Genomic DNA, 19,945 nt, shown 5'->3' with positions numbered 1-19,945 from the left:
ACCCTATTTTGTTTTTAGGATTATAATATAAAGCGATAAAAAGCGTTCTTAAGGGGTTTATGATGAAAACAGAAAAAGAAGTTCAAAAACAAGTCATAGAAACTTTTAAAACCATGGGCTATGCGTATTTAGGGGATTTAACAAAGATCGATAACGAAAACATTAATAAAGAAAGCTTGAAGGCATGGCTAATTAAAAATCAAAAAATCAGTGATGAAAGGTGGCATAAAATTGAGCATAAAATCCATGACGCTTTAAAAAACGATTTATACGAAGCGAATCAAACATTTTACAACCTTTTGATTTATGGCGTGGGAACTAAAATAAGCCAGAATGAAAACACTCAAACGACTTATCTCATTGATTGGAAAGATGTTTCTAAAAATGAATTTAGCGTGGCTGAAGAAGTGAGCGTTAAAGGGCCAAACGCAAAACGGCCGGACATAGTGCTTTACGTTAATGGGATCGCTTTAGGGGTGCTAGAATTGAAAAAATCCAGCGTGAGCGTAGAAAGCGGTATCAGACAAAATTTAGACAACCAGAAGAAAGAATTTATTAGAGATTTTTTTAAAACGATCCAATTGGTTATGGCGGGTAATGAAAGTCAAGGGCTAAAATATGGCGTCATAGAGACTAAAGAAAAATACTACCTTTCTTGGAAAGAAGAGGGCGTTTTAAAAAATTTGTTTGAGACGATTGAATGCTTTTTAGAAAAAGAAAGGTTTTTAGAATTTATCCATGATTTTTTGATTTTTGATAAGGGGCAAAAGAAATGCGCCCGGTTCCATCAGTATTTTGCAATTAAGAAAACGCAAGAATTTATCCAAAGAAAAGAAGGGGGGATTATCTGGCACACGCAAGGCAGCGGCAAGAGCTTGACTATGGTGTGGCTCACTCAATGGCTAAGAGGAAATATCAAACAGCCAAGGATTTTAATCGTTACGGACAGGAGGGAGTTAGACGCTCAAATTCAAGGCGTGTTTTTGGGAACAGGCGAGAAGAGTTATTATCGCGCAGACAGCAAGAAGGATTTATTGAGCGTGCTGTTTGAAAATAAGGAATTTTTGGTTGGAACGCTTGTCCATAAATTTGATGACAACGACTTAGAAGACTTAAAAAAGCAACCTATTTTAAAAGAATGGGTTGTTTTAGTGGATGAATGCCACAGAACCCAAAGCGCTAAATTGCATAAAGCCATGAAAAGCCTGCTCCCTAATGCGATTTTTATAGGCTTTAGCGGCACGCCTTTGTTGAAGCAAGAGAAAAAGACAAGCCAGGAAGTGTTTGGGAATTATATCCATTGCTATAAATTTAATGAATCCGTTAGCGATAGGGTGGTGCTAGATTTAAATTATGAAGCCAGAAGCGTGGATCAATATGTCAGTAGTCCTGAAAAGCTAGACGAATATTTTGAATTAAAAACCCAAAACTTGAATGATACGGCTAAAACAGAGCTTAAAAAGAAATGGGCTAATTTGCAAAAAGTTTTTTCCACTAAAGACAGATTAGCTCGCATTGTGCAAGATATTGTATTGGATATGGCAAAACTCCCACGATTAAGGAGTGAAAAGGGGAATGCCATGCTGGTGGCTGAAAGCGTGTATAACGCATGCCGGTATTTTGAACTCTTTTTGGAAACAGAATTAAAGGATAAGGTGGCTGTGATCACAAGCTATGAACCCAGTATCGCTGATCTGAAAGATTGTGGGAGCGATGAGAGCGAAGAGAGTTATCAATACCGCGCTTATTGCAAAATGCTGCAAAACTTTTTTGATGAAAAAGATGAGAAAAAAGCCCTTAACAAAATTAAAGAGTTTGAAGAAAAAGTTAAAGAGCGTTTTATTAATGAGCCTAATAGAATGAAGCTATTGATCGTGGTGGATAAGCTATTGACCGGTTTTGATGCACCAAGCCTCACTTATTTATACATGGATAAGAAAATGCAAGATCATGGGCTTTTTCAAGCGGTGTGCAGGGTGAATAGATTAGATAGCGAAGATAAGGATTTTGGCTGTATCATAGACTATAAGGATTTGTTTGATAGCCTACAAGAAGCGCACAGCGATTACACTAATAAAGCGTTTGAAAACTATGAAAGAGAAGACATTCAAGGGTTTATCTCTGATAAATCCCAAAAGATTAAGAAAAAATTAGAAGAAACTAGAGATCAGTTAAAATCGCTTTGCGAAGGCGTGAAAGAGCCAAAAGATGAAGAGGATTATATCGCTTATTTTTGTGGGAGCGATTTAGAAAAAACGCTCAAAAAAGGCGGTTGTTTTACCAGCTCGTTGGCGCGTTTTTAAGAATGTTTGTGGAATTGAATAATTTAGAAAAGCCCATTCATTCTAAAGAAGAAACGCAACAAATCAAACAAGAAGCGGGATTTTACAGGCATTTACAAAAAGCGATTGGCTTGAGTAGTGGGGATAGCGTGGATTTAAAAAGCTATAGCGAGGACATGCGCCGGATCTTAGACGCTTACATTAAAACCACGGATAGCGAAGTGTTATTCCAAATAGAAGATCAAGGGCTGTGCGAAGTTTTAGCCCAAATGGATATTGATGATTTTAATAAGGCGTTATCTCAAGTATTTAAAAATGAAAGCTCTATGGCAGAAAGCATCGCTAACAACACCAGAAAACGCATTATAGAAAAAGAAGCGAGCGATCCTAAGTATTACGAAAAATTATCTTCGCTTTTAAACGATTTGATTCTCCAGTTTAGAGAAAAGAAATTAACCTATTTAGAATACTTGCAACAAATCCACGACTTAGCCAAAAAAGTTATTGATAAAGAAGATAGAAATTACCCTAAAAAGATCAACACTAACGCTTTAAAAACCCTCTATGATAATTTAGACGAAAATGAAGCCTTAGCCCTAGAAATAGACGCATGCATTAGGGGTAATAAAAAAGATGGTTGGGTGGGGCATAATCAAAAAGAAAAAAACCTTAAAATCGCTTTAAGAAAAATCATAAACGATGAGGTTTTGTTAGAAAATGTCTTTAATTTAGCCAAACACATAAAGGAGTATCACTAATGAACGCTTATTGTTTGACTTTAAATAATACCAACATCGCTATAGAAAAAAAGGATATTAAGCATTTACACATTAGCGTTTGCCCGCCTGATGGCTCTGTGCATGTGTCTTGCCCCCTAGCTCTAAATGATGAGAGCCTTAGACTTTCTTTGATTAAAAGACTCCCTTGGATAAAAGAACAGCAACAAAATTTTTTAAACCAAAACAGACAGAGCCAAAGGGAAATACTAGAGAGAGAAAGCCATTATCTTTTTGGGAAACGCTATTTGTTAAAGATTGAACACACTATAAAAAAACACTTCGTCCTCCAAAGCCCTAAATATTTAATCTTGCATGTCCAGAAAAAAACAAGCTTAGAAAACCGCTTAAAAGTGTTAGAAAACTATTACAGACAAGTTTTAAGAGAAAAAATACAAACCTATATCAACCAATACGAAAAGATTTTAAACGAAAGCATACAAAGCTTTAAGATCCAAAAAATGAAACGGATATGGGGGAGTTGTAATATTGCTAAACGCACCCTACTTTTTAATTTGGAATTGGCTAAAGCGCCTAGAAAGGGCATTGAATATGTGGTTGTGCATGAATTATTGCATTTCAAAGCACGCCACCATAACGAATATTTTAGGGATTTGCTGAGTTTGTATTTGCCTGATTGGCAAAGGGCTAAGGCCAGCCTCAAAGAAACTTATTTGGAGCGCTCTTAAATGAATGCTCCACAATATTAGTGAAATTAGTGAAACCGATAAGCGGCTAATTTGAGCGGCTCATCATAGCGCAATAACCCCCTCCTTTTAAAGCCTTTAGAAAGTGTAGTTCAAATACGCTGTAACCGATCTTCCAGGTGCGGGTTGCAAGCCTGCAGGGCTAGAGCCAATCCCTGTAAAATAATACTTCATGTTGAAGATGTTATTGATTTGCAAGCTTCCTGTAACTCTGTGTCGTCCGTTTTCCCAGAAAATTTGGCTCACTTGGATATTCCACACCCAATACCAAGGCAAGAGCCCTTCATGCTGGGTCATACACCAAGCTTCGCATTGATAACCGCTATTAAGAACGCTTTCATAGTTGTTCCCCCCACTATAATATTGCATCCCATAATAGCCTCCTGCTGCGCTGTTGCTAATCCCGCTATAAGCACGGCTATAAAAATAGCTAGAAATACCAATGGTGGTTTTACGCCAGTTGTAACGAGCGTCAAAAATGAACTGGAAAGGGCTTACAAAAGGGAAATGCTTGTTATAGCTAGTCCCTTTTAGCACATCCCCGTTCAAGTCTGTTAAAGGGCCATGGCTAGTTACACGAGTGTCAATGTAGTTGAAAGCGGCATGGAATTGCAACCCTCTAATGGGCCTGTAATATAATTCCAGCTCCACGCCTTGAGAATAGCCGTTAATGGGGCGCACATTGCCTTTCATGGGACCGCTTGTATAGACTGAATACTGCCCGGTGGCAAAATCGCGCGCCCAAATCCTGAAGTAGTCTGCATTGAAGCTGAATTTATCTTTATAGGTGTAGCGCGCTCCTGCTTCCACCGTGTCAAAGTGTTGGGTGAAATACTCCGCTCCTCCATAGCTCAAAACGTCTAATTGAGGCGGGACGAAAGAGCGTTGGTAGTTGAAGTAGGTAAGCACATTGTGATCGCCTTGCACAGGGATAAAGCCAATGTTGGTTGAAGGCATCCAATTGTTCATGTGCTTGATTTTTCTTAAATCCTTCTCAGGGATTTGCATCCAGTTGGCCGCATTTTCGTTGTTGTATTGCACAAAAGCGTAGCGCAAACCAGGCACGATAAAAAAGCGCCCGTCCCAAGCTTCAATGCGATCGCTCAAATAGACTGCTGTGTAATTGTTACGCCAGTTATTCCAGTTTCTATAAACGCCATGCTTGATGTGGGGTTTCCAACCGCTCATCACATTAGCGCCCTCACACAAGAATCCTGCCCCCTCACCGCTCGTTTTGGTGGCGCATTCATTGGTGTTTAAGTATTGGCGTTGTAAAAAGGTGGTGGTCATGAAACGCAAGCCCATGATAAAGGTTTGCTTGACTTTACCGGTATTGACGATCAGATTCACTTTAGGCTCAAAAGCGTTGTTAATGGAACGCACAGGGTTTTCTACTTCTGCCCAGCCATTGTAGTTAGTGGCATAATAAGGCACAGCCAAGTTATACCCTGCCGGGAGTCCCGCCGCCCTGCATGCCGCTTCGCTAAAGCAAGTAACCATGTTAGCGCTATTATAACTAGAGCTCACTTGAAAGTCCCTAGTCATCAACTGCCCATAGTAGGTGAAGCTAAAAGTCCCGCCCACTCTGTCTAAATCCCCGAAGCGGTTTTCATACACAGCCCCAAAGCGTTGTGAGCGCCCGCCTTTTTGGTTTAAGGGGCGCAAATTAGCGAAGCGGTTTATTTTGTAATCTTGCTCGCTGAGTGATCCTGGTTGGGCGATAGCAAAATCGTAGTATTGGTAATAGGCTTTAATCCCATTGCTTTCATTGATGTCATAGACCCCATCTAGCCAATAGTTTGAAATATTAGAGGGGCTATTGTCCCTAAAGCCTTGTCCTCTAACCCAGTTAGCTTGCGCTTGGATACCCACATGCTTATTGATCATCCCTCCGCTTCTCACATAGGTGTTATAGAGGAGGTTGTTGCCTAAAGACTTGATAAAAGAAGGATCGCCGGTTTTATCAGGGGGAGCGGCAAACCCGGCGTTTCTAGCCTTAGCCCAATAAGTGATCCTTTCAGCCGCTTGGTTTTCCCATTGAGTAGGGATAGGCTTAGTGATGATATTGACAATACCCCCATAAGTGTTAGGCCCGTATTGCACGCTGCCTCCACCCTTGATCACATCAATGCGATCAATGGCTTGGAAGGTAACAGGGAAAATGTCTAGCTCAATGTGGGCGTAGGGGGCCATATAAACAGGAATACCATTGACTAACATCAGCGTCGCATCGCTATGCCCTGAACCTCCAGCTCCAAAGCCACGGATTTGGATAGTGGGCATAGCCCCTACACCTGTCGCATTCCTAATTTGCAGACCGGGGACATTCTGTAAAGCTTCTTCAATGCTTTGGTTAGCTTGTTGGGTGAGCGCTTTGTTAGAGATCACCGTGCGGCTTCCTGTGTATTTTTTCACTTCTTCATCTTGCCAACTCTTAGGCGCGGTAATCCCGCTATAACCCAAATTGACCTGCCCAGAATAATCAGATTTATCCTTTTTGCCGGCAGTAGAAACCTTGCCCAAAGTGTAGTCTTTCTCCTTAGCGAACAAAGACTCTTGGCAAATCAAGCTGGCAGTTAAAGCCAACAGAACTTTTTTATGCAACACCAACTCCTTGTATTTTGGATTAAAAAATGATTTAAATTTTTCAAGTAAAATCACACTGATAACGAACGCCTATTAAGTAATAAAAACAAAAAAAACTTAATAATGTGCAGAATTTTATCATAAAAATTCTTAAAATTTTATTAATCCCATGAAAATCTTTTTTTTTTTTTTTTGATTTCGCTTGGTTTTAGTAGAAAATACCCATTTTTGACACACAGATAGCTTGCATGCGTTCTCAAAACACACAAGACATTCTTTGACGCTCAAAGCGGTTTAATTTTCCATCTAAACACTGCCCCTTTTTTCAACCTTTTATCGTTTGGTTTAAAAAGCGATCAGCGACTCATTGCAAAAGATCGCTCCTTGTCTTTAATTTTACAGCGCTTGATGATGAGATCCAAGATTTCTAAAACCTGCTTTTCTTCTTCATTATTGTGTTTAGCGTTCACCGTGGGGTTGTATTCGGTTACCTCAACGGCCCCTAATCGGTCTTTAAAACTTTCTAAAAGCAAGCCCAGTAATTGCCTTAATTCATCAAAACTCAGCCCGTTATTTTCACGCACGCCGGTAGAAGTGAAAAGCTTGCCATCCATAATGTCTAAATCCAAGCTAAGGTAAATAATATCCACCGCTTTTAACAATTCTTTGGTTTTTTGAACCACTCCTTGCATGTTTTCTCTTATCGCGCCCACGCTAAATAAAGGGATTTCTAATTCCTTAATCACATCTCTTTCGCTTTTTTCTGTGCTTCTTACCCCAAAATACACCAAACATTTAGGATCAATTTCTAACGCTCCCTTTTCTAACCCCAAAGAGCAGAGCTTTTGCCATGCCTTTTCTTCGCTCTCGCTCATGCGATTAACCCCGCTATGGACACGATTTAAAACCATGCCTAAAGGCATGCCGTGAATGTGCTTTGTATCGCTGTCATAAGCCGTGTGGATATCCGCATGCGCGTCTAAATACAAAATCCCTATTTTTTTGTCTTTATGAACGCTTCTAAAGGCTTGGAAAATCCCAAACATGTTCGCATGCTCTGAGCTTAAAATCAAAGGGAATTCTTTTTTCTCAAACACTTCTTGCATGCAAGGGATCAGATTTTCTTTACAAAAAAGGTAGTAATCTTCAAAATTCTTAGCGTATCTAAACTCCTTATAAAGCACGCACCGCTCTTGAGTGATCGTTTGCATGCCTTTAATTAAATCGCCATGCGTTTCGCTTAAAACCTCTCTCAAACGCCTAACCCCTTTATCGGTGCCTCTTTTTGACGCTCCTAATTCCGCTTCTAATCCTACTAAAATCATTTTATAACTCCTTTTTAAATCCCCACTCATATTTTCCATTCTAAACTAAAATTAACAATCAATTATTAATAAGCAAATGGATAACAAATAAGACAATTTCATTGTGTAAAAGAGTAAAACCATTCAAGTTTTTGACAGAAAAACACTCAAATAGTCTTATTGAGCGAATATAATCATAACTGACACTACTACTTAAAGGATTAACATGACTATTGGGCTAGTCAAAGAAAGCATGGATTTGGAATCCCGAGTGGCTTTAGTGCCTGATGATGTGGCGCTAATCGCTCAAAAGGGCGTGGAGGTTTTAGTTCAAAATAGCGCGGGCGCTAATAGCGGTTATAGTAACGAAGCGTATGAAAGCGTGGGGGCTAAAATCGTGGATTCTAAAACGGCATGGGGGCAGGATTTGGTGGTCAAATGCAAAGAGCCTTTAGAGCATGAATACCCTTTGCTAAAAGAAAAAGCGACTCTGTTTAGTTACTTGGATCTAGCGTATCAAAAAAGCTTGTGCGAAATGTTTATAGATAAAAAAATCACTTCCATTTGCACTGAAACCATTGCCGGGCCTAAAAACGACTACCCTATTTTAGCGCCTATGAGCGTGGTGGCTGGGAGGTTGGCCGCGCATTTAGTCCAGCATTATTTATTGGCTTTAGAGCATGTTAAGGGCTTTATGGGTAAGGGGGTCATGCTAGGGGGTTTGTCGGGTGCACAAAGGGCTAAAATCGTTGTGGTTGGGGGCGGTGTGGTTGGTATGGAGAGCGCGAAAGTTTTAAGCCAAATGGGGGCTAAAGTAACGATTTTAGAATTAGACTACGCTAAATTGCAAAACCACCCCTATTATCATTTGTATGATTTAGAAGTCTTAAGCGTGAATGAAGCCAATATCATTCACGCTTTAAGTGGAGCGGTGGGGCTAGTGGGAGCGGTGTTAGTTACAGCGAGCCAAACCCCTAAAGTGATCTTAAGAAGGCATTTAAAATACATGCAAAAACAAGGGGTAGTCATTGATGTGGCTTGCGATTTAGGGGGGTGCATAGAGACCATACGCCAGACAAGCCATTCTAACCCGGTGTATGTGGAAGAGGATTTGTTGCATTATGGCGTGCCGAACATGCCAGGGATTGTTGCTAAAACGAGTTCTACGGCTTATAGCCATGCGAGCGCGCCGTATTTATTGTATTATTTAGAGCATGGCTTAAAAGGTTTTTTAACAGCCAACACTAAAATCGTGGCGAACACGCTTGGAGGCTTGAGTGCTTATAACGGCTATATCACCCAAGAAGGCATCGCTAAAGCGTTCAATCTGGCGTTCAAATCGCCTTTAGAGGTTTTAAAGGAGCTTTAAAAATAAGCTTTAGCAAGGGTTTTAAAGGCCGCTTTAGGGTAAAGATTTTCCTTTAGCTTAAGAAAGCTTTAAGCATAAATCCCTTAAAATCCTTTCACATTTAGCCTTTAATAGTTTTTGTTAAATTTTTGACGGTTACAGAAACACACAAACACTCTTCTTTTGAACCTGTTTGACGGTTACAGAAACACACAAAAATCCCCTTTTTCCTTGTTGTTAAAACTACAAATAAGACTGAATGATACTTTGATGTTTTAAGGAGTTTTCATGCATAACGCTTGCAATTGTAACAACCAACGAGTGCCTTTTAAAGGTTTTGCGATAGACAGCAAAGACGGGAAGTTCCACGAATGGGAGCATAGCCGCCATGCCATGGGCGAATACGATGTTGTCATTGACACCCATTTTTCAGGAATTTGTCATACGGATATTCACTTCGCTCATAGCGATTGGTTGCCTGGAATTTATCCTATGGTGCCTGGGCATGAAATTGCTGGGGTAGTGCGTGCGGTTGGCTCTAAGGTAACGAAGTTTAAAGTAGGCGATCACGCTGGAGTGGGTTGCATGGTAAATTCTTGCGGTGAGTGTCATACCTGTAAACATGAACACCAAGAACAATGGTGCGAAAACAACAAAACCATTTACACTTACAGCTGGGAAGATTCTTTCCACAATAATGAGCCTACTTATGGCGGGTATTCTAACAATATCGTGGTGAGCGAAAACTTTGTGATTTCTATCCCTAAAGAAGCCCCATTGGATAAAGCAGCCCCCTTGCTTTGCGCGGGCATTACCGTGTATTCGCCTTTAAAATTTTCTAAAGTTACTAAAGGCTCTAAAGTGGGTATCGCTGGCTTTGGTGGGTTGGGGCATATGGCTTTAAAATACGCCGTGGCTATGGGAGCGCAAGTGAGCGTGTTCGCAAGGAACGACAAGAAAAAACAAATGGCTCAAAAACTAGGCGCGACTAACTTTTATACAAGCGTGGGAGAATGCAAAGAAAAATTTGATTTAATCGTTTCTAGCATTCCCACGCAATATGACTTGCTCGCTTACACTAAATTATTAAAATATGGCGGTGAAGTGGCGATTGTGGGTATCCCTCCAAAAGATCCGCAAAGGAATTTGGATTTTGGCGATTTGGTGCTGTTTTCAGGCAATCATAAGGTTTATGGCTCTTGGATTGGGGGCGTGAAAGAAACCCAAGAAATGATGGATTTTTCCATCAAGCATGGCATTTACCCTGAGATTGAGCTAGTTACCGGTCAAGAAATTGATGCGACTTGGGACAAACTCTTAAACGGGCAAGGGAATTTCCGCTATGTGATTGATATGAAAAAATCCATGGAAAATTTTAAGAAATAAACCCCAAAAACCCCTAAATTAGGGGTTCTTTTCTGTCTGTTCTAACAAAAACCATGCGTTTTAATGCGTAGAAATATTTCAAAAAAAAAAAAACACTTTTTAATGTTATAATCTACCCTAATCAATACAAGGGGTTTTTATGGCAAAAATTGATAGCTATGAGTGGTATTTAAAAAATACTTTGAAAGAAGAACTCTATTATCAAATCCCTATCTACCAACGCCCTTATCAATGGACAAAAGAAAACTGCGAAAAGCTTTTAGACGATTTGTTTTTTAATTATGAAGATGACAGAGAAAGCGATTATTTTTGCGGTTCATTAGTCTTAGTCAAATCCGATCCTCATTCCAAAACCGAAACCTATGATATTGTAGATGGACAGCAACGCTTAAGCACTTTCATTCTGCTAGCAAAAGTTTTAGCCGATCTTTATAATGATTGTTTATTAGAAGATCCTAAGCATCTAGAACGTTTACAAGAGGGTTGGAAAGATAGGCATACAGAAAGAAAACGACTGAGTTTTAACACTATAGGGTCTAACGCTGAAGATGATTTTGCGTATGCATTAGAACATTTCAACGACTCTCAAGCAAGCAAGAATAAAAATAATGAGAACAATTACCTAAAAAATGCGATCTGTTTAAAAGACTATCTCAGGAAAAAAGAAATTGAAGACATTAACGATTTCATTGAGTGGCTGTATTCTAATGTTAAATTTATCACCATCATTTGCCCAAACATAGACAAGGCGTTAAGGATTTTTAATGTTTTAAACGCTAGGGGTTTGCCTTTGAATGCGACAGATATTTTTAAGGGAGAGCTGTTAAAAGAACTCGCTAAAGAAGAGGATCAAAAAAAGCTTGTGTCTCGTTGGAACGCCTTAAGCCAAAAATGTTCAGACAATGATTTAACAATAGAAACCTTATTCAGTTGGTATTTAACCTATCTCGAATCGAAAACTTCTAGAGAAAAAATGCAAAAAAGGCTCGTTACTTGGTTTAACAATCTTAACAAAACCCCCTTAGAATACCTTAAGGGCGTAGAGGATTTTTACAATGCTTATGGTGAAGTATTGGAAATGCAAGATCGGCATGCCCATTTGCTCTCGTATAAAGACGATGATTATTTGTATGTTATTTTGTGCGCTAGTTTGTTACACCGCTATAGCGATCAAGACATAGAGGCTTTAAAGGAGTTGTTGGTCAAGTTTTACTACCAACATTGGGTTGCAGGGCGGACAAAATCTCAAATCGAACAAACTTGTTGCAACATTATTATTGCCTTAAAAGAAAAGAAAAGCATGGATTACATCACTTCTATTGTGAAAAAATATTTAGATGACTATAATGTATTACAACGCTTTAAGGACAATCTAAAAGACAGCAACTTATACACGAAATTCTACTACACTGGTAAAACTCCTAAAAAAAATTCATGGCTCAAACCCATTCTCATTTTAGTGGAATATTCCATGAGCGACGATCCTAAACCTAAACGCATTCAAAAGGACGATTATCATATCGAACACATTTTACCTCAACAACCTGGTTCTTCAAGCCAGTGGGTTAAAGACTTTAGCGAAGAAGAAAGAGGATTATACACGCATTCTTTAGCCAACCTCACGCTTTTAGGAGGCACGAAAAACGCTCAAGCTTCAAATTTGGATTTCAAAGAGAAAAAAGAAATCTATATGGGAAACGCTGTCAAGCTAGGTAAGGACAAGCGAGGTAGGGAAAAACCTTTTAAGGTGATGACTTGCTATAAGATGACCATAGATGTTGTGCAATACACAGAATGGACGCCCAAAAGCTTAGAAAAAAGAAAAGAAGAGTTGATTCAAATCATTGAGGGCGTGCTAGCGCTCTAGGGATACGCCCCTAGAAAGTGAACACGTAATTCACATACCACGAATACACGCGTCTAAACCCTATATCCAAATTTTTTGCAGTGATGTAGGGGTTTTTCTTTAACATGGGGAATTTCACGCCCGCTTCAATGCTAGAATGCTTTAAGATCCTTAAGCGAGCCCCCACATTGAATAAAAATTGGAAAGAAGTGGCTTTTTTGCTCACCAAAGCTTGCTCCACCAAAATGCCCTCAAAACTTGGCGTCGCCATAAGCCATGAATTGCCGGCTAATTGCACCCCACCAAAAGCCCCCAAACTCATGATGCCGTTATTGATGACATTAACCATTAAATCCATAGCCCCCCCATAAGTGAGCATGTTTGGCTCAAAGGTTTTGGGATCAGCAAGGCTCGTTAAGCGATTGATTTCTTGTTTCCCAAGAACTTGACCCGCCAATTGCGCCACTTCGCTGTTATAATTAGGGTTTTTAAGCCTAATAGAATTGGCATGAGCGTAGTCAAAAAACCCATAAAGGCGTAAGCCAAAGTGTTTTTCAAAGAAAAATTGATACCCTAAAAGCACATCAAAGCCCTTAATCGTAGCGTTAGTGGCTTGTTTTTGAGAATTAATATCCGCATGCATTTGTGCTTGCCCTTGCAAATAACCCGCCCCTAAAAAAACGCCATTGCCATCCATGGCTAATAGCGCGTTCATAGAAACAATCAAAGCTAATAAAGATTGAAAAAAAAATTTTTTCATGGATGATTCCTTAACATAATGCTTACATTTTTAAAAAGAATACCCAAAAAATAATTAAAAACGATTAAAGAATGAAACATTAATAAAAATAAAAACTTTTCATGAACTTTACATAAGATGATAAAAAAGCAATTAAAACCTCCTTTTTTAAAATTTTGTTTCAAGCTTTAAGCTACAATATACGCATGAAAGATTCACTTCAAACTATCGGCGTGTTTGTGCGGCCCACTCATTATCAAAACGCTCTTTTTGAAGAGCTAGAGCAGGCTAAAGAATGGGTTTTAAAGCTTTTAGAAGATGAGGGGTTTGAAAGCTTTATGATTGATAGCCTTGATGGGGCAAAAGACGAACGATTGATAGAAAAAGCTTACGCGTTTTTGTGTTTAGGGGGCGATGGCACGATTTTAGGCGCCTTAAGAATGACGCATGCTTACAATAAGCCATGTTTTGGGGTTAGGATTGGGAATTTAGGGTTTTTGAGCGCGGTTGAATTGAACGGGTTGAAAGATTTCTTACAAGATCTCAAGCAAAACAGGATCAAATTAGAAGAGCATTTGGCTTTGGAGGGCCGTATTGGAAACACTTCTTTTTATGCGATCAATGAAATCGTGATCGCTAAAAAAAAAGCTTTAGGGGTTTTAGACATCAAAGCATGCGCGGGCCATACGCCCTTTAACACTTATAAAGGCGATGGGCTTATCATTGCCACGCCCCTAGGCTCAACCGCTTATAATTTGAGCGCTCATGGGCCGATTGTGCATGCTTTAAGCCAGAGCTATATTTTAACGCCCTTGTGCGATTTTTCTTTAACGCAACGCCCTTTAGTGCTAGGAGCGGAATTTTGCTTGAGTTTTTGCGCTCATGAGGACGCTCTTGTAGTCATTGATGGGCAAGCCACCTACGATTTGAAAGCTAACCAAAAACTACACGTTCAAAAAAGCCCCACCACCACCAAGCTCTTACAAAAAAATTCAAGGGATTATTTTAAGGTGCTTAAAGAAAAGCTATTATGGGGGGAAAGCCCTAGCAAAAAAAGATAAAAAAGGGTAAAAAACATGCGAGATTTCAATAACGCTCAAATCACACGCTTAAAAGTGCGTCAAAACGCTGTTTTTGAAAAGCTGGATTTGGAGTTTAAAGATGGCTTGAGCGCGATTAGTGGGGCTAGTGGGGTGGGGAAAAGCGTCCTTATTGCGAGCCTTTTAGGGGCGTTTGGGCTTAAAGAGAGCAACGCTGCAAACATTGAAGTGGAATTGATCGCGCCTTTTTTAGACACGGAAGAATATGGCATTTTTAGAGAAGATGAGCATGAACCCTTAGTCATTAGCGTGATTAAAAAAGAAAAAACGCGCTATTTCTTAAACCAAACAAGCCTGTCTAAAAACACGCTCAAAGCGTTATTAAAAGGGCTTATTAAACGCCTATCCAACGACAGATTCAGCCAGAATGAACTCAACGATATTTTAATGCTCTCCTTATTAGATGGCTATATCCAAAACAAAAACAAGGCGTTTAGCCCCCTTTTAGGCGCGCTTGAAACAAAATTCACCCATTTAGAGAAGCTGGAAAAAGAAAGGCGATCGTTAGAGGATAAAAAGCGTTTTCAAAAGGATTTAGAAGAGCGTTTGAATTTTGAAAAAATGAAATTAGAGAGGCTGGATTTAAAAGAAGACGAATACGAACGCCTTTTGGAGCAGAAAAAATTGCTCTCTAGTAAGGAGAAATTGAACGATAAAATCGCCCTGGCGTTAGATGTGCTAGAAAATACCCACAAAATCACGCATGCTTTAGAGAGCGTGGGCCATAGCGCTGAATTTTTAAAAAGCGCTTTATTAGAGGCGAGCGCTCTGTTGGAAAAAGAGCAGGCTAAATTAGAAGAGTGCGAGCGTTTGGATATTGAAAAGGTGTTAGAAAGGCTTGGCATGCTGAGCGGGATCATTAAGGATTACGGGAGCATTGCGCATGCTAAAGAACGATTAGCGCATGTTAAAAACGAACTGCACAACTTAAAAGAAATCGACCATCATTGCGAAACTTACCACAAAGAAATAGAGCGATTGAAAGCCGAATGCTTGAAATTGTGCGAAGAAATAGGCGGCTTTAGGAAAGAGTATTTAGCCGGTTTTAACGCCCTTTTAAGCGATAAGGCTAAAGATTTGTTCTTAAAAAGCCCTAGTTTGATCTTAGAAGAAGCCCCCATGAGTGAAAAAGGCGCTCAAAAACTCGTTTTACATTTACAAAATTCCCAATTAGAAACTTTAAGCTCTGGAGAATACAGCCGTTTGAGGTTGGCGTTCATGCTTTTAGAAATGGAGTTTTTAAAGGATTTTAAAGGCGTGTTGGTGTTAGATGAAATGGATTCCAACTTGAGCGGCGAAGAGAGTTTGGCGGTCTCTAAAGCCCTTGAAACCTTAAGCAGCCATTCGCAAATCTTTGCCATTTCGCACCAAGTCCATATCCCAGCGCTCGCTAAAAACCATATTTTAGTCTTCAAAGAAAACCACAAAAGCCTTGCAAAAACCCTTAGTAACGAAGAAAGGGTTTTAGAAATCGCGCGCATGATAGGGGGGAGCGAAAACATAGAGAGCGCGATTTCTTTCGCTAAAGAAAAATTAAAGGCGCAAGAATGAAATTTTTTCTTTTAAAGAAATTCAGCGAATTTTTAAACACCCAAACGCATTTTAACCTCAAACGCTTGAGCGCGTCTAGCTTTTTATTAGAGGCTTTTTCTAAAGAAAAACACGCCTTTGTTTTAGATTTGAATGCGCCTTATATCGGTTTGTCCAAAAAACCCCCAGAGAGCGTTTTAAAAAACACTTTAGCGTTAGATTTTTGTTTGAATAAATTCACTAAAAACGCCAAAATTTTACAAGCAAACATCATTGATAACGATCGGATTTTAGAAATCAAGGGCGCTAAAGATTTAGCTTATAAGAGTGAAAATTTTATTTTGCGTTTAGAGATGATCCCTAAAAAAGCCAATCTCATGATTTTAGATCAAGAAAAATGCGTGATAGAGGCCTTTCGTTTTAATGACAGGGTCGCTAAAAACGATATTTTAGGGGCATTGCCTCCTAATATTTACGAGCATCAAGAAGAGGATTTGGATTTTAAGGGATTGTTAGGCATTTTAGAAAAAGATTTTTTATTTTACCAACACAAAGAATTGGAACACAAAAAAAATCAAATCATCAAGCGATTAAACGCCCAAAAAGAACGCTTGAAAGAAAAATTAGAAAAACTAGAAGATCCTAAAAATTTACAATTGGAAGCGAAAGAATTGCAAACTCAAGCCCAGCTCTTGCTCACTTACCAGCATTTAATCCATAAACATGAAAGCCATGTGGTTTTAAAGGATTTTGAAGATAAGGAGTGCGCGATTGAAATTGATAAGAGCATGCCCTTAAACGCTTTTATCAATAAAAAATTCACTCTCAGCAAAAAAAAGAAACAAAAATCGCAATTCTTGTATTTAGAAGAAGAGAATTTGAAAGAAAAAATCGCTTTTAAAGAAAATCAAATCAACTATGTTAAAGGAGCGCAAGAAGAAAGCGTTTTAGAAATGTTTATGCCCTTTAAAAATTCTAAAATCAAACGCCCGATGAGTGGGTATGAAGTGCTGTATTATAAGGATTTTAAAATCGGTTTAGGGAAAAACCAAAAAGAGAATATCAAGCTTTTACAAGACGCAAGAGCGAATGATTTGTGGATGCATGTAAGAAATATTCCCGGATCGCATTTGATCGTTTTTTGCCAAAAGAACACGCCTAAAGATGAAATTATTATGGAATTAGCCAAAATGTTGATTAAAATGCAAAAAGATGCGTTTAATAGTTACGAAATTGACTACACGCAGCGAAAATTTGTCAAAATCATCAAAGGAGCTAATGTCATTTACTCAAAATACCGAACTATTAGTCTGAAGGACACTTAAACATTCTAAGGAGGTTAGCATGGGTGTTTCAGCTTTAGGCAATGTAACTTATATCAACCAAAACGCTCCTTTAAATTCTGCTATCCAACAGGGTGCAAGAAGTGATATGCTGGATTTAGCGCAAAGCTTTCAAAGCAAGCTTGAATTAGCCCAAGAAACAAGGGCGTTAGAAAACATGCAAGCCATTAGCGATAAAGATCCTAAAGAAGGCTCTAAAAACCGCTATCCAAACAGCCAAAGGGCTAAGGCGTTTGGCTTGGAAGAAGAAGAAATTGAATTGTGGCATGAAGAGCATTTGCTGGATATTGTGGGGTAGGGTGTCGCGAATGTCCCTATCCTTTCATGAGTTTAAAATAAAATAATCAAATCCCCGTTTTTTAAACATTAAAAGATTTTAGCTATCAATATCAATTATAATAGAACCTTATATTTTTAACAAAAGAGAATGCGTCATGTTAAGGGGTGTCAAAAAAGCGGTTTTTAGGGTTTTGTGTTTGGGGGCGTTGTGTTTATGCGGGGGGTTAATGGCAGAGCAATCCTAAAGAGCTTATATTTTCAGGTATAACTATTTACACGGATAAAGATTTCACTAGGGCTAAGGAATACTTTGAAAAAGCTTGTAAATTACACGATGCTAATGGTTGCACGATCTTAAGAGAGGCTTATTCTAAAGCCATAGCGAGCGAAAACGCAAGAGAAAGCATTGAAAAAGCTCTTGAACACACCGCTACTGCTAAAGCTTGCAAATCAAACGATGCTGAAAAATGCAAGGACTTAGCAGAGTTTTATTTTAATGCAAACGATCTTAAAAATGCTTTAGAATATTACTCTAAATCTTGTAAGTTAAATAATGTTGAAGGGTGTATGCTGTCAGCAACTTTTTATAACGATATGATAAAGGGTTTGAAAAAAGATAAAAAAGATCTAGAATATTATTCTAAAGCTTGCGAGTTAAACTATGGCGATGGCTGTGAAATTTTAGGGGATATTTATCGTAATGGTGAAGGCGTAACACAAAATTTTAAAAAAGCTTTCAAATATTACTCTAAAGCTTGCGAGTTGAATAATGGTGAAGGGTGTTCTAAATTAGGAGGGGATTATTTTTTTGGTGAAAGCGTAACGCAAGATCTTAAAAAAGCTTTTGGATATTATTCTAAAGCTTGCGAGTTAAACGAGGCTCTAACATGCACGCTTGTAGGAGAGTTTTATCGTGATGGTGAAGGCGTAACAAAGGATCTTAAAAAAGCTTTTGAATATTCTGCCAAAGCTTGTGAATTGAACGATGCTAAAGGGTGTTACGCTCTAGCAGCGTTTTATAATGAGGGTAAAGGCGTGGCAAAGGATGAAAAGCAAACGACAGAAAACCTTGAAAAGAGTTGTAAGCTAGGATTAAAAGAAGCATGCGATATTCTCAAAGAACAAAAACAATAAAATCCTAGCCCTATTAAGCCCCATTAAACAGCTTTCGTTTAACTGGTCGCTTTTATGATATTGAACAAACCCTTTGTCCTTTCAAAAAGAGGGAGCGGCGATGGGATCTCTTGGTATCTGGATCTTGGGGGTCTTTTGATCAAAGTGTTAGCGCATTTGGAAAAATCAATCAAATCCATTGTCGTTTTGATGTGGCTAGGCAAGTTTAATAGGCATATTTCAAAGAGCTTATAGCTCGCTAAAGCGTCCGCATAGGCTCTGTGGCTGACTTCTATGCCAAACCCTAAAAGCTCTTTTAAAAAGCTCAAAGAATAACGCATGGACAAAATGGTGCGTTTGGATAAATCCAAAGTGCAAAGCTTTAAATTCAATAAAGGGCAGTGCAATTTCTCTACAAAATAACGCCCTAAAAAGTTGTAATCAAAATTAGCGTTGTGGGCCACAAACACGCTATTGCCTAAAAAAAGCCGCAATTCTTGTAAAGCTTCATGCGCGCTTGGGGCGTTTAGGGTGTCTTCATAGGTGATTCCTGTAAGCTCAGCGATATAATCAGGCACGCTTTTGACTTTCACAAGGGTTTCAAAACGATTGATAATTTCCCCCCCCTTCACTTGCACGGCCCCAATTTCTAAAATCTCATGTTTTATGGGGCAAGAGCCGGTGGTTTCTAAATCAATAAAGGAAAAAACCTCATCTTTAAGGGGGGTTTTAAGGTTTTTGAGCGTGATTAAATTTTCGCTCGTTTCTACGAAATTAAGCCCGCACGCTTTTAAATATTCCAAATTGATTTCATCATAAATAAGGCGAGAGAGCGATTTTTCTAGCATGCTTAAGCTTAAATCCTGGTGCTTTAAGCGAGCGATTAGGGCTTGAATATCTTTATGCAAGAGATTTATTGGCATTCTGTAAGCCTTCAATAGCCAGCTTACGATCTTTAGATTTAAAAATATAACTCCCTGAAACCACCACATCCACGCCCGCTTGTTGGAGTTCAAAGATATTTTTATCATTCACGCCCCCATCCACTTCTAAAAGACAGCTAGGGTTGTAGCGTTTGATCAATTCTTTAACTTTCAAACACTTTTCTAGCACCAGATCTAAAAACTTCTGCCCGCCAAAGCCCGGATTCACGCTCATTAAAAGCACTAGCCCCACGCTTTCTAGCAAGTATTTAATACTTTCTTCATGCGTGTGGGGGTTTAGAACAACGCCTGGCGTGATGCCTGAACTTTTAATGAGTTGCAACACCCTATGGGGGTGTTTTTCATTTTCTGCATGAATGCTGATGATTTGCGGTTTTAAAGGGGAAAATAATCCTACAAAAAAGCTCGCGTTTTCTACCATTAAATGCACGTCTAAAGGCACTTGGCTCATTTGAGTAACATTCTCTAAAACCAAAGGCCCCATGGTTAAATTAGGCACATAATGCCCATCCATCACATCCACATGCAAAAAATCAGCGTTACTCACGCTCTCTATCTCTTTGGCTAAATGCATAAAATCAGCGCTCAAAAGGCTCGGAGCTACTTTCAAAATACTTCCCTATTTTCAATGTTTTCAAGTAAAATATTAGCATCTTTAATCA

13 protein-coding genes and 2 pseudogenes are annotated in these 19,945 nt (G+C 39.0%); 10 read left to right on the top strand and 5 right to left on the bottom strand.

All coding sequences use genetic code 11. The features are described from left to right. Positions 1–62: 62 nt before the first annotated feature. Both EAL04_RS00440 and EAL04_RS00435 read left to right on the top strand, forming a co-directional pair. Positions 63–3,040, top strand: a pseudogene (locus EAL04_RS00440) (type I restriction endonuclease subunit R). Next, on the top strand, positions 3,040–3,747 hold the full coding sequence (locus tag EAL04_RS00435; RefSeq protein WP_120972493.1) for a YgjP family zinc-dependent metalloprotease: 708 nt from the start codon (positions 3,040–3,042) through the stop codon (positions 3,745–3,747). Before EAL04_RS00440 ends, EAL04_RS00435 begins: the two are co-directional and overlap by 1 nt. Positions 3,748–3,843: 96 nt before the next feature. Here EAL04_RS00435 and EAL04_RS00430 read toward each other — a convergent pair whose 3' ends face one another. Both EAL04_RS00430 and rocF read right to left on the bottom strand, forming a co-directional pair. After that, positions 3,844–6,369, bottom strand: a complete 2,526-nt coding sequence (locus EAL04_RS00430) for a TonB-dependent receptor family protein (protein ID WP_162982436.1) — start codon at positions 6,367–6,369, stop codon at positions 3,844–3,846. Between the two features lie 338 nt (positions 6,370–6,707). After that, on the bottom strand, positions 6,708–7,676 hold the full coding sequence (rocF, locus tag EAL04_RS00425) for an arginase (RefSeq protein ID WP_120972491.1): 969 nt from the start codon (positions 7,674–7,676) through the stop codon (positions 6,708–6,710). Between the two features lie 205 nt (positions 7,677–7,881). On the opposite strand from rocF, the gene EAL04_RS00420 reads away from it, so the two are divergent. From EAL04_RS00420 to EAL04_RS00410, 3 genes are all read left to right on the top strand, one after another. Beyond that, positions 7,882–9,024 carry an alanine dehydrogenase gene (locus EAL04_RS00420; RefSeq protein WP_120972489.1) on the top strand — a complete coding sequence of 381 codons (1,143 nt, stop codon included), beginning with the start codon at positions 7,882–7,884 and terminating at the stop codon, positions 9,022–9,024. 267 nt (positions 9,025–9,291) lie between these two features. Beyond that, positions 9,292–10,389: an NAD(P)-dependent alcohol dehydrogenase gene (locus EAL04_RS00415; protein ID WP_120972487.1), complete on the top strand. Its 1,098-nt coding sequence runs from the start codon at positions 9,292–9,294 to the stop codon at positions 10,387–10,389. A gap of 139 nt (positions 10,390–10,528) precedes the next feature. After that, entirely contained in the window at positions 10,529–12,256 is a 1,728-nt protein-coding gene (locus EAL04_RS00410; protein ID WP_120972485.1) for a DUF262 domain-containing protein, read from the top strand. Positions 12,257–12,266: 10 nt separating this feature from the next. On the opposite strand, the gene EAL04_RS00405 is transcribed toward EAL04_RS00410, so the two are convergent. Then, complete coding sequence (locus EAL04_RS00405; RefSeq protein ID WP_120972484.1) at positions 12,267–12,995, bottom strand: outer membrane protein; 729 nt, start codon at positions 12,993–12,995, stop codon at positions 12,267–12,269. Positions 12,996–13,150: 155 nt separating this feature from the next. On the opposite strand from EAL04_RS00405, the gene EAL04_RS00400 reads away from it, so the two are divergent. The 5 genes and pseudogenes from EAL04_RS00400 to hcpG all read left to right on the top strand — a co-directional run bounded on the left by EAL04_RS00400 (position 13,151) and on the right by hcpG (position 18,360). Then, positions 13,151–14,035, top strand: a complete 885-nt coding sequence (locus tag EAL04_RS00400; protein ID WP_162982435.1) for an NAD(+)/NADH kinase — start codon at positions 13,151–13,153, stop codon at positions 14,033–14,035. A gap of 15 nt (positions 14,036–14,050) precedes the next feature. Continuing rightward, positions 14,051–15,625 carry a DNA repair protein RecN gene (locus EAL04_RS00395; RefSeq protein WP_120972481.1) on the top strand — a complete coding sequence of 525 codons (1,575 nt, stop codon included), beginning with the start codon at positions 14,051–14,053 and terminating at the stop codon, positions 15,623–15,625. After that, positions 15,622–16,929 (top strand): NFACT family protein, encoded by a 1,308-nt coding sequence (locus tag EAL04_RS00390; protein ID WP_120972479.1) that lies wholly within the window; start codon positions 15,622–15,624, stop codon positions 16,927–16,929. The genes EAL04_RS00395 and EAL04_RS00390 overlap by 4 nt, the downstream gene beginning before the upstream one ends. A 19-nt stretch (positions 16,930–16,948) precedes the next feature. Then, a complete protein-coding gene (locus tag EAL04_RS00385; RefSeq protein ID WP_000539097.1) occupies positions 16,949–17,245 on the top strand; it encodes a hypothetical protein in 297 nt (98 codons plus the stop codon). 136 nt (positions 17,246–17,381) lie between these two features. Beyond that, positions 17,382–18,360 (top strand): annotated as a pseudogene (gene hcpG / locus EAL04_RS00380) (Sel1-like repeat protein HcpG). Between the two features lie 38 nt (positions 18,361–18,398). Here hcpG and EAL04_RS00375 read toward each other — a convergent pair. Together EAL04_RS00375 and rpe are read right to left on the bottom strand one after the other, a co-directional pair. Then, on the bottom strand, positions 18,399–19,262 hold the full coding sequence (locus EAL04_RS00375; RefSeq protein ID WP_120972477.1) for a 3'-5' exonuclease: 864 nt from the start codon (positions 19,260–19,262) through the stop codon (positions 18,399–18,401). Then, on the bottom strand, positions 19,240–19,893 hold the full coding sequence (rpe, locus tag EAL04_RS00370) for a ribulose-phosphate 3-epimerase (RefSeq protein WP_120972475.1): 654 nt from the start codon (positions 19,891–19,893) through the stop codon (positions 19,240–19,242). The genes EAL04_RS00375 and rpe overlap by 23 nt, the downstream gene beginning before the upstream one ends. Between the last annotated feature and the right edge of the window lie 52 nt (positions 19,894–19,945).

Source organism: Helicobacter pylori, from assembly GCF_003638305.1.
GTDB classification, from domain to species: Bacteria; Campylobacterota; Campylobacteria; order Campylobacterales; family Helicobacteraceae; genus Helicobacter; species Helicobacter pylori_DJ.
Note: the sequence above shows the minus strand (reverse complement) of the source record. Positions and strands in the feature narration are given on the sequence as shown.

Coding starts and splice junctions, on each gene's coding strand:
- EAL04_RS00435 (WP_120972493.1), top strand. CDS start 3,040: ATGAACGCTTATTGTTTGACTTTAAATAATACCAACATCGCTATAGAA.
- rocF (WP_120972491.1), bottom strand. CDS start 7,676: ATGATTTTAGTAGGATTAGAAGCGGAATTAGGAGCGTCAAAAAGAGGC.
- EAL04_RS00420 (WP_120972489.1), top strand. CDS start 7,882: ATGACTATTGGGCTAGTCAAAGAAAGCATGGATTTGGAATCCCGAGTG.
- EAL04_RS00415 (WP_120972487.1), top strand. CDS start 9,292: ATGCATAACGCTTGCAATTGTAACAACCAACGAGTGCCTTTTAAAGGT.
- EAL04_RS00410 (WP_120972485.1), top strand. CDS start 10,529: ATGGCAAAAATTGATAGCTATGAGTGGTATTTAAAAAATACTTTGAAA.
- EAL04_RS00405 (WP_120972484.1), bottom strand. CDS start 12,995: ATGAAAAAATTTTTTTTTCAATCTTTATTAGCTTTGATTGTTTCTATG.
- EAL04_RS00395 (WP_120972481.1), top strand. CDS start 14,051: ATGCGAGATTTCAATAACGCTCAAATCACACGCTTAAAAGTGCGTCAA.
- EAL04_RS00390 (WP_120972479.1), top strand. CDS start 15,622: ATGAAATTTTTTCTTTTAAAGAAATTCAGCGAATTTTTAAACACCCAA.
- EAL04_RS00385 (WP_000539097.1), top strand. CDS start 16,949: ATGGGTGTTTCAGCTTTAGGCAATGTAACTTATATCAACCAAAACGCT.
- EAL04_RS00375 (WP_120972477.1), bottom strand. CDS start 19,262: ATGCCAATAAATCTCTTGCATAAAGATATTCAAGCCCTAATCGCTCGC.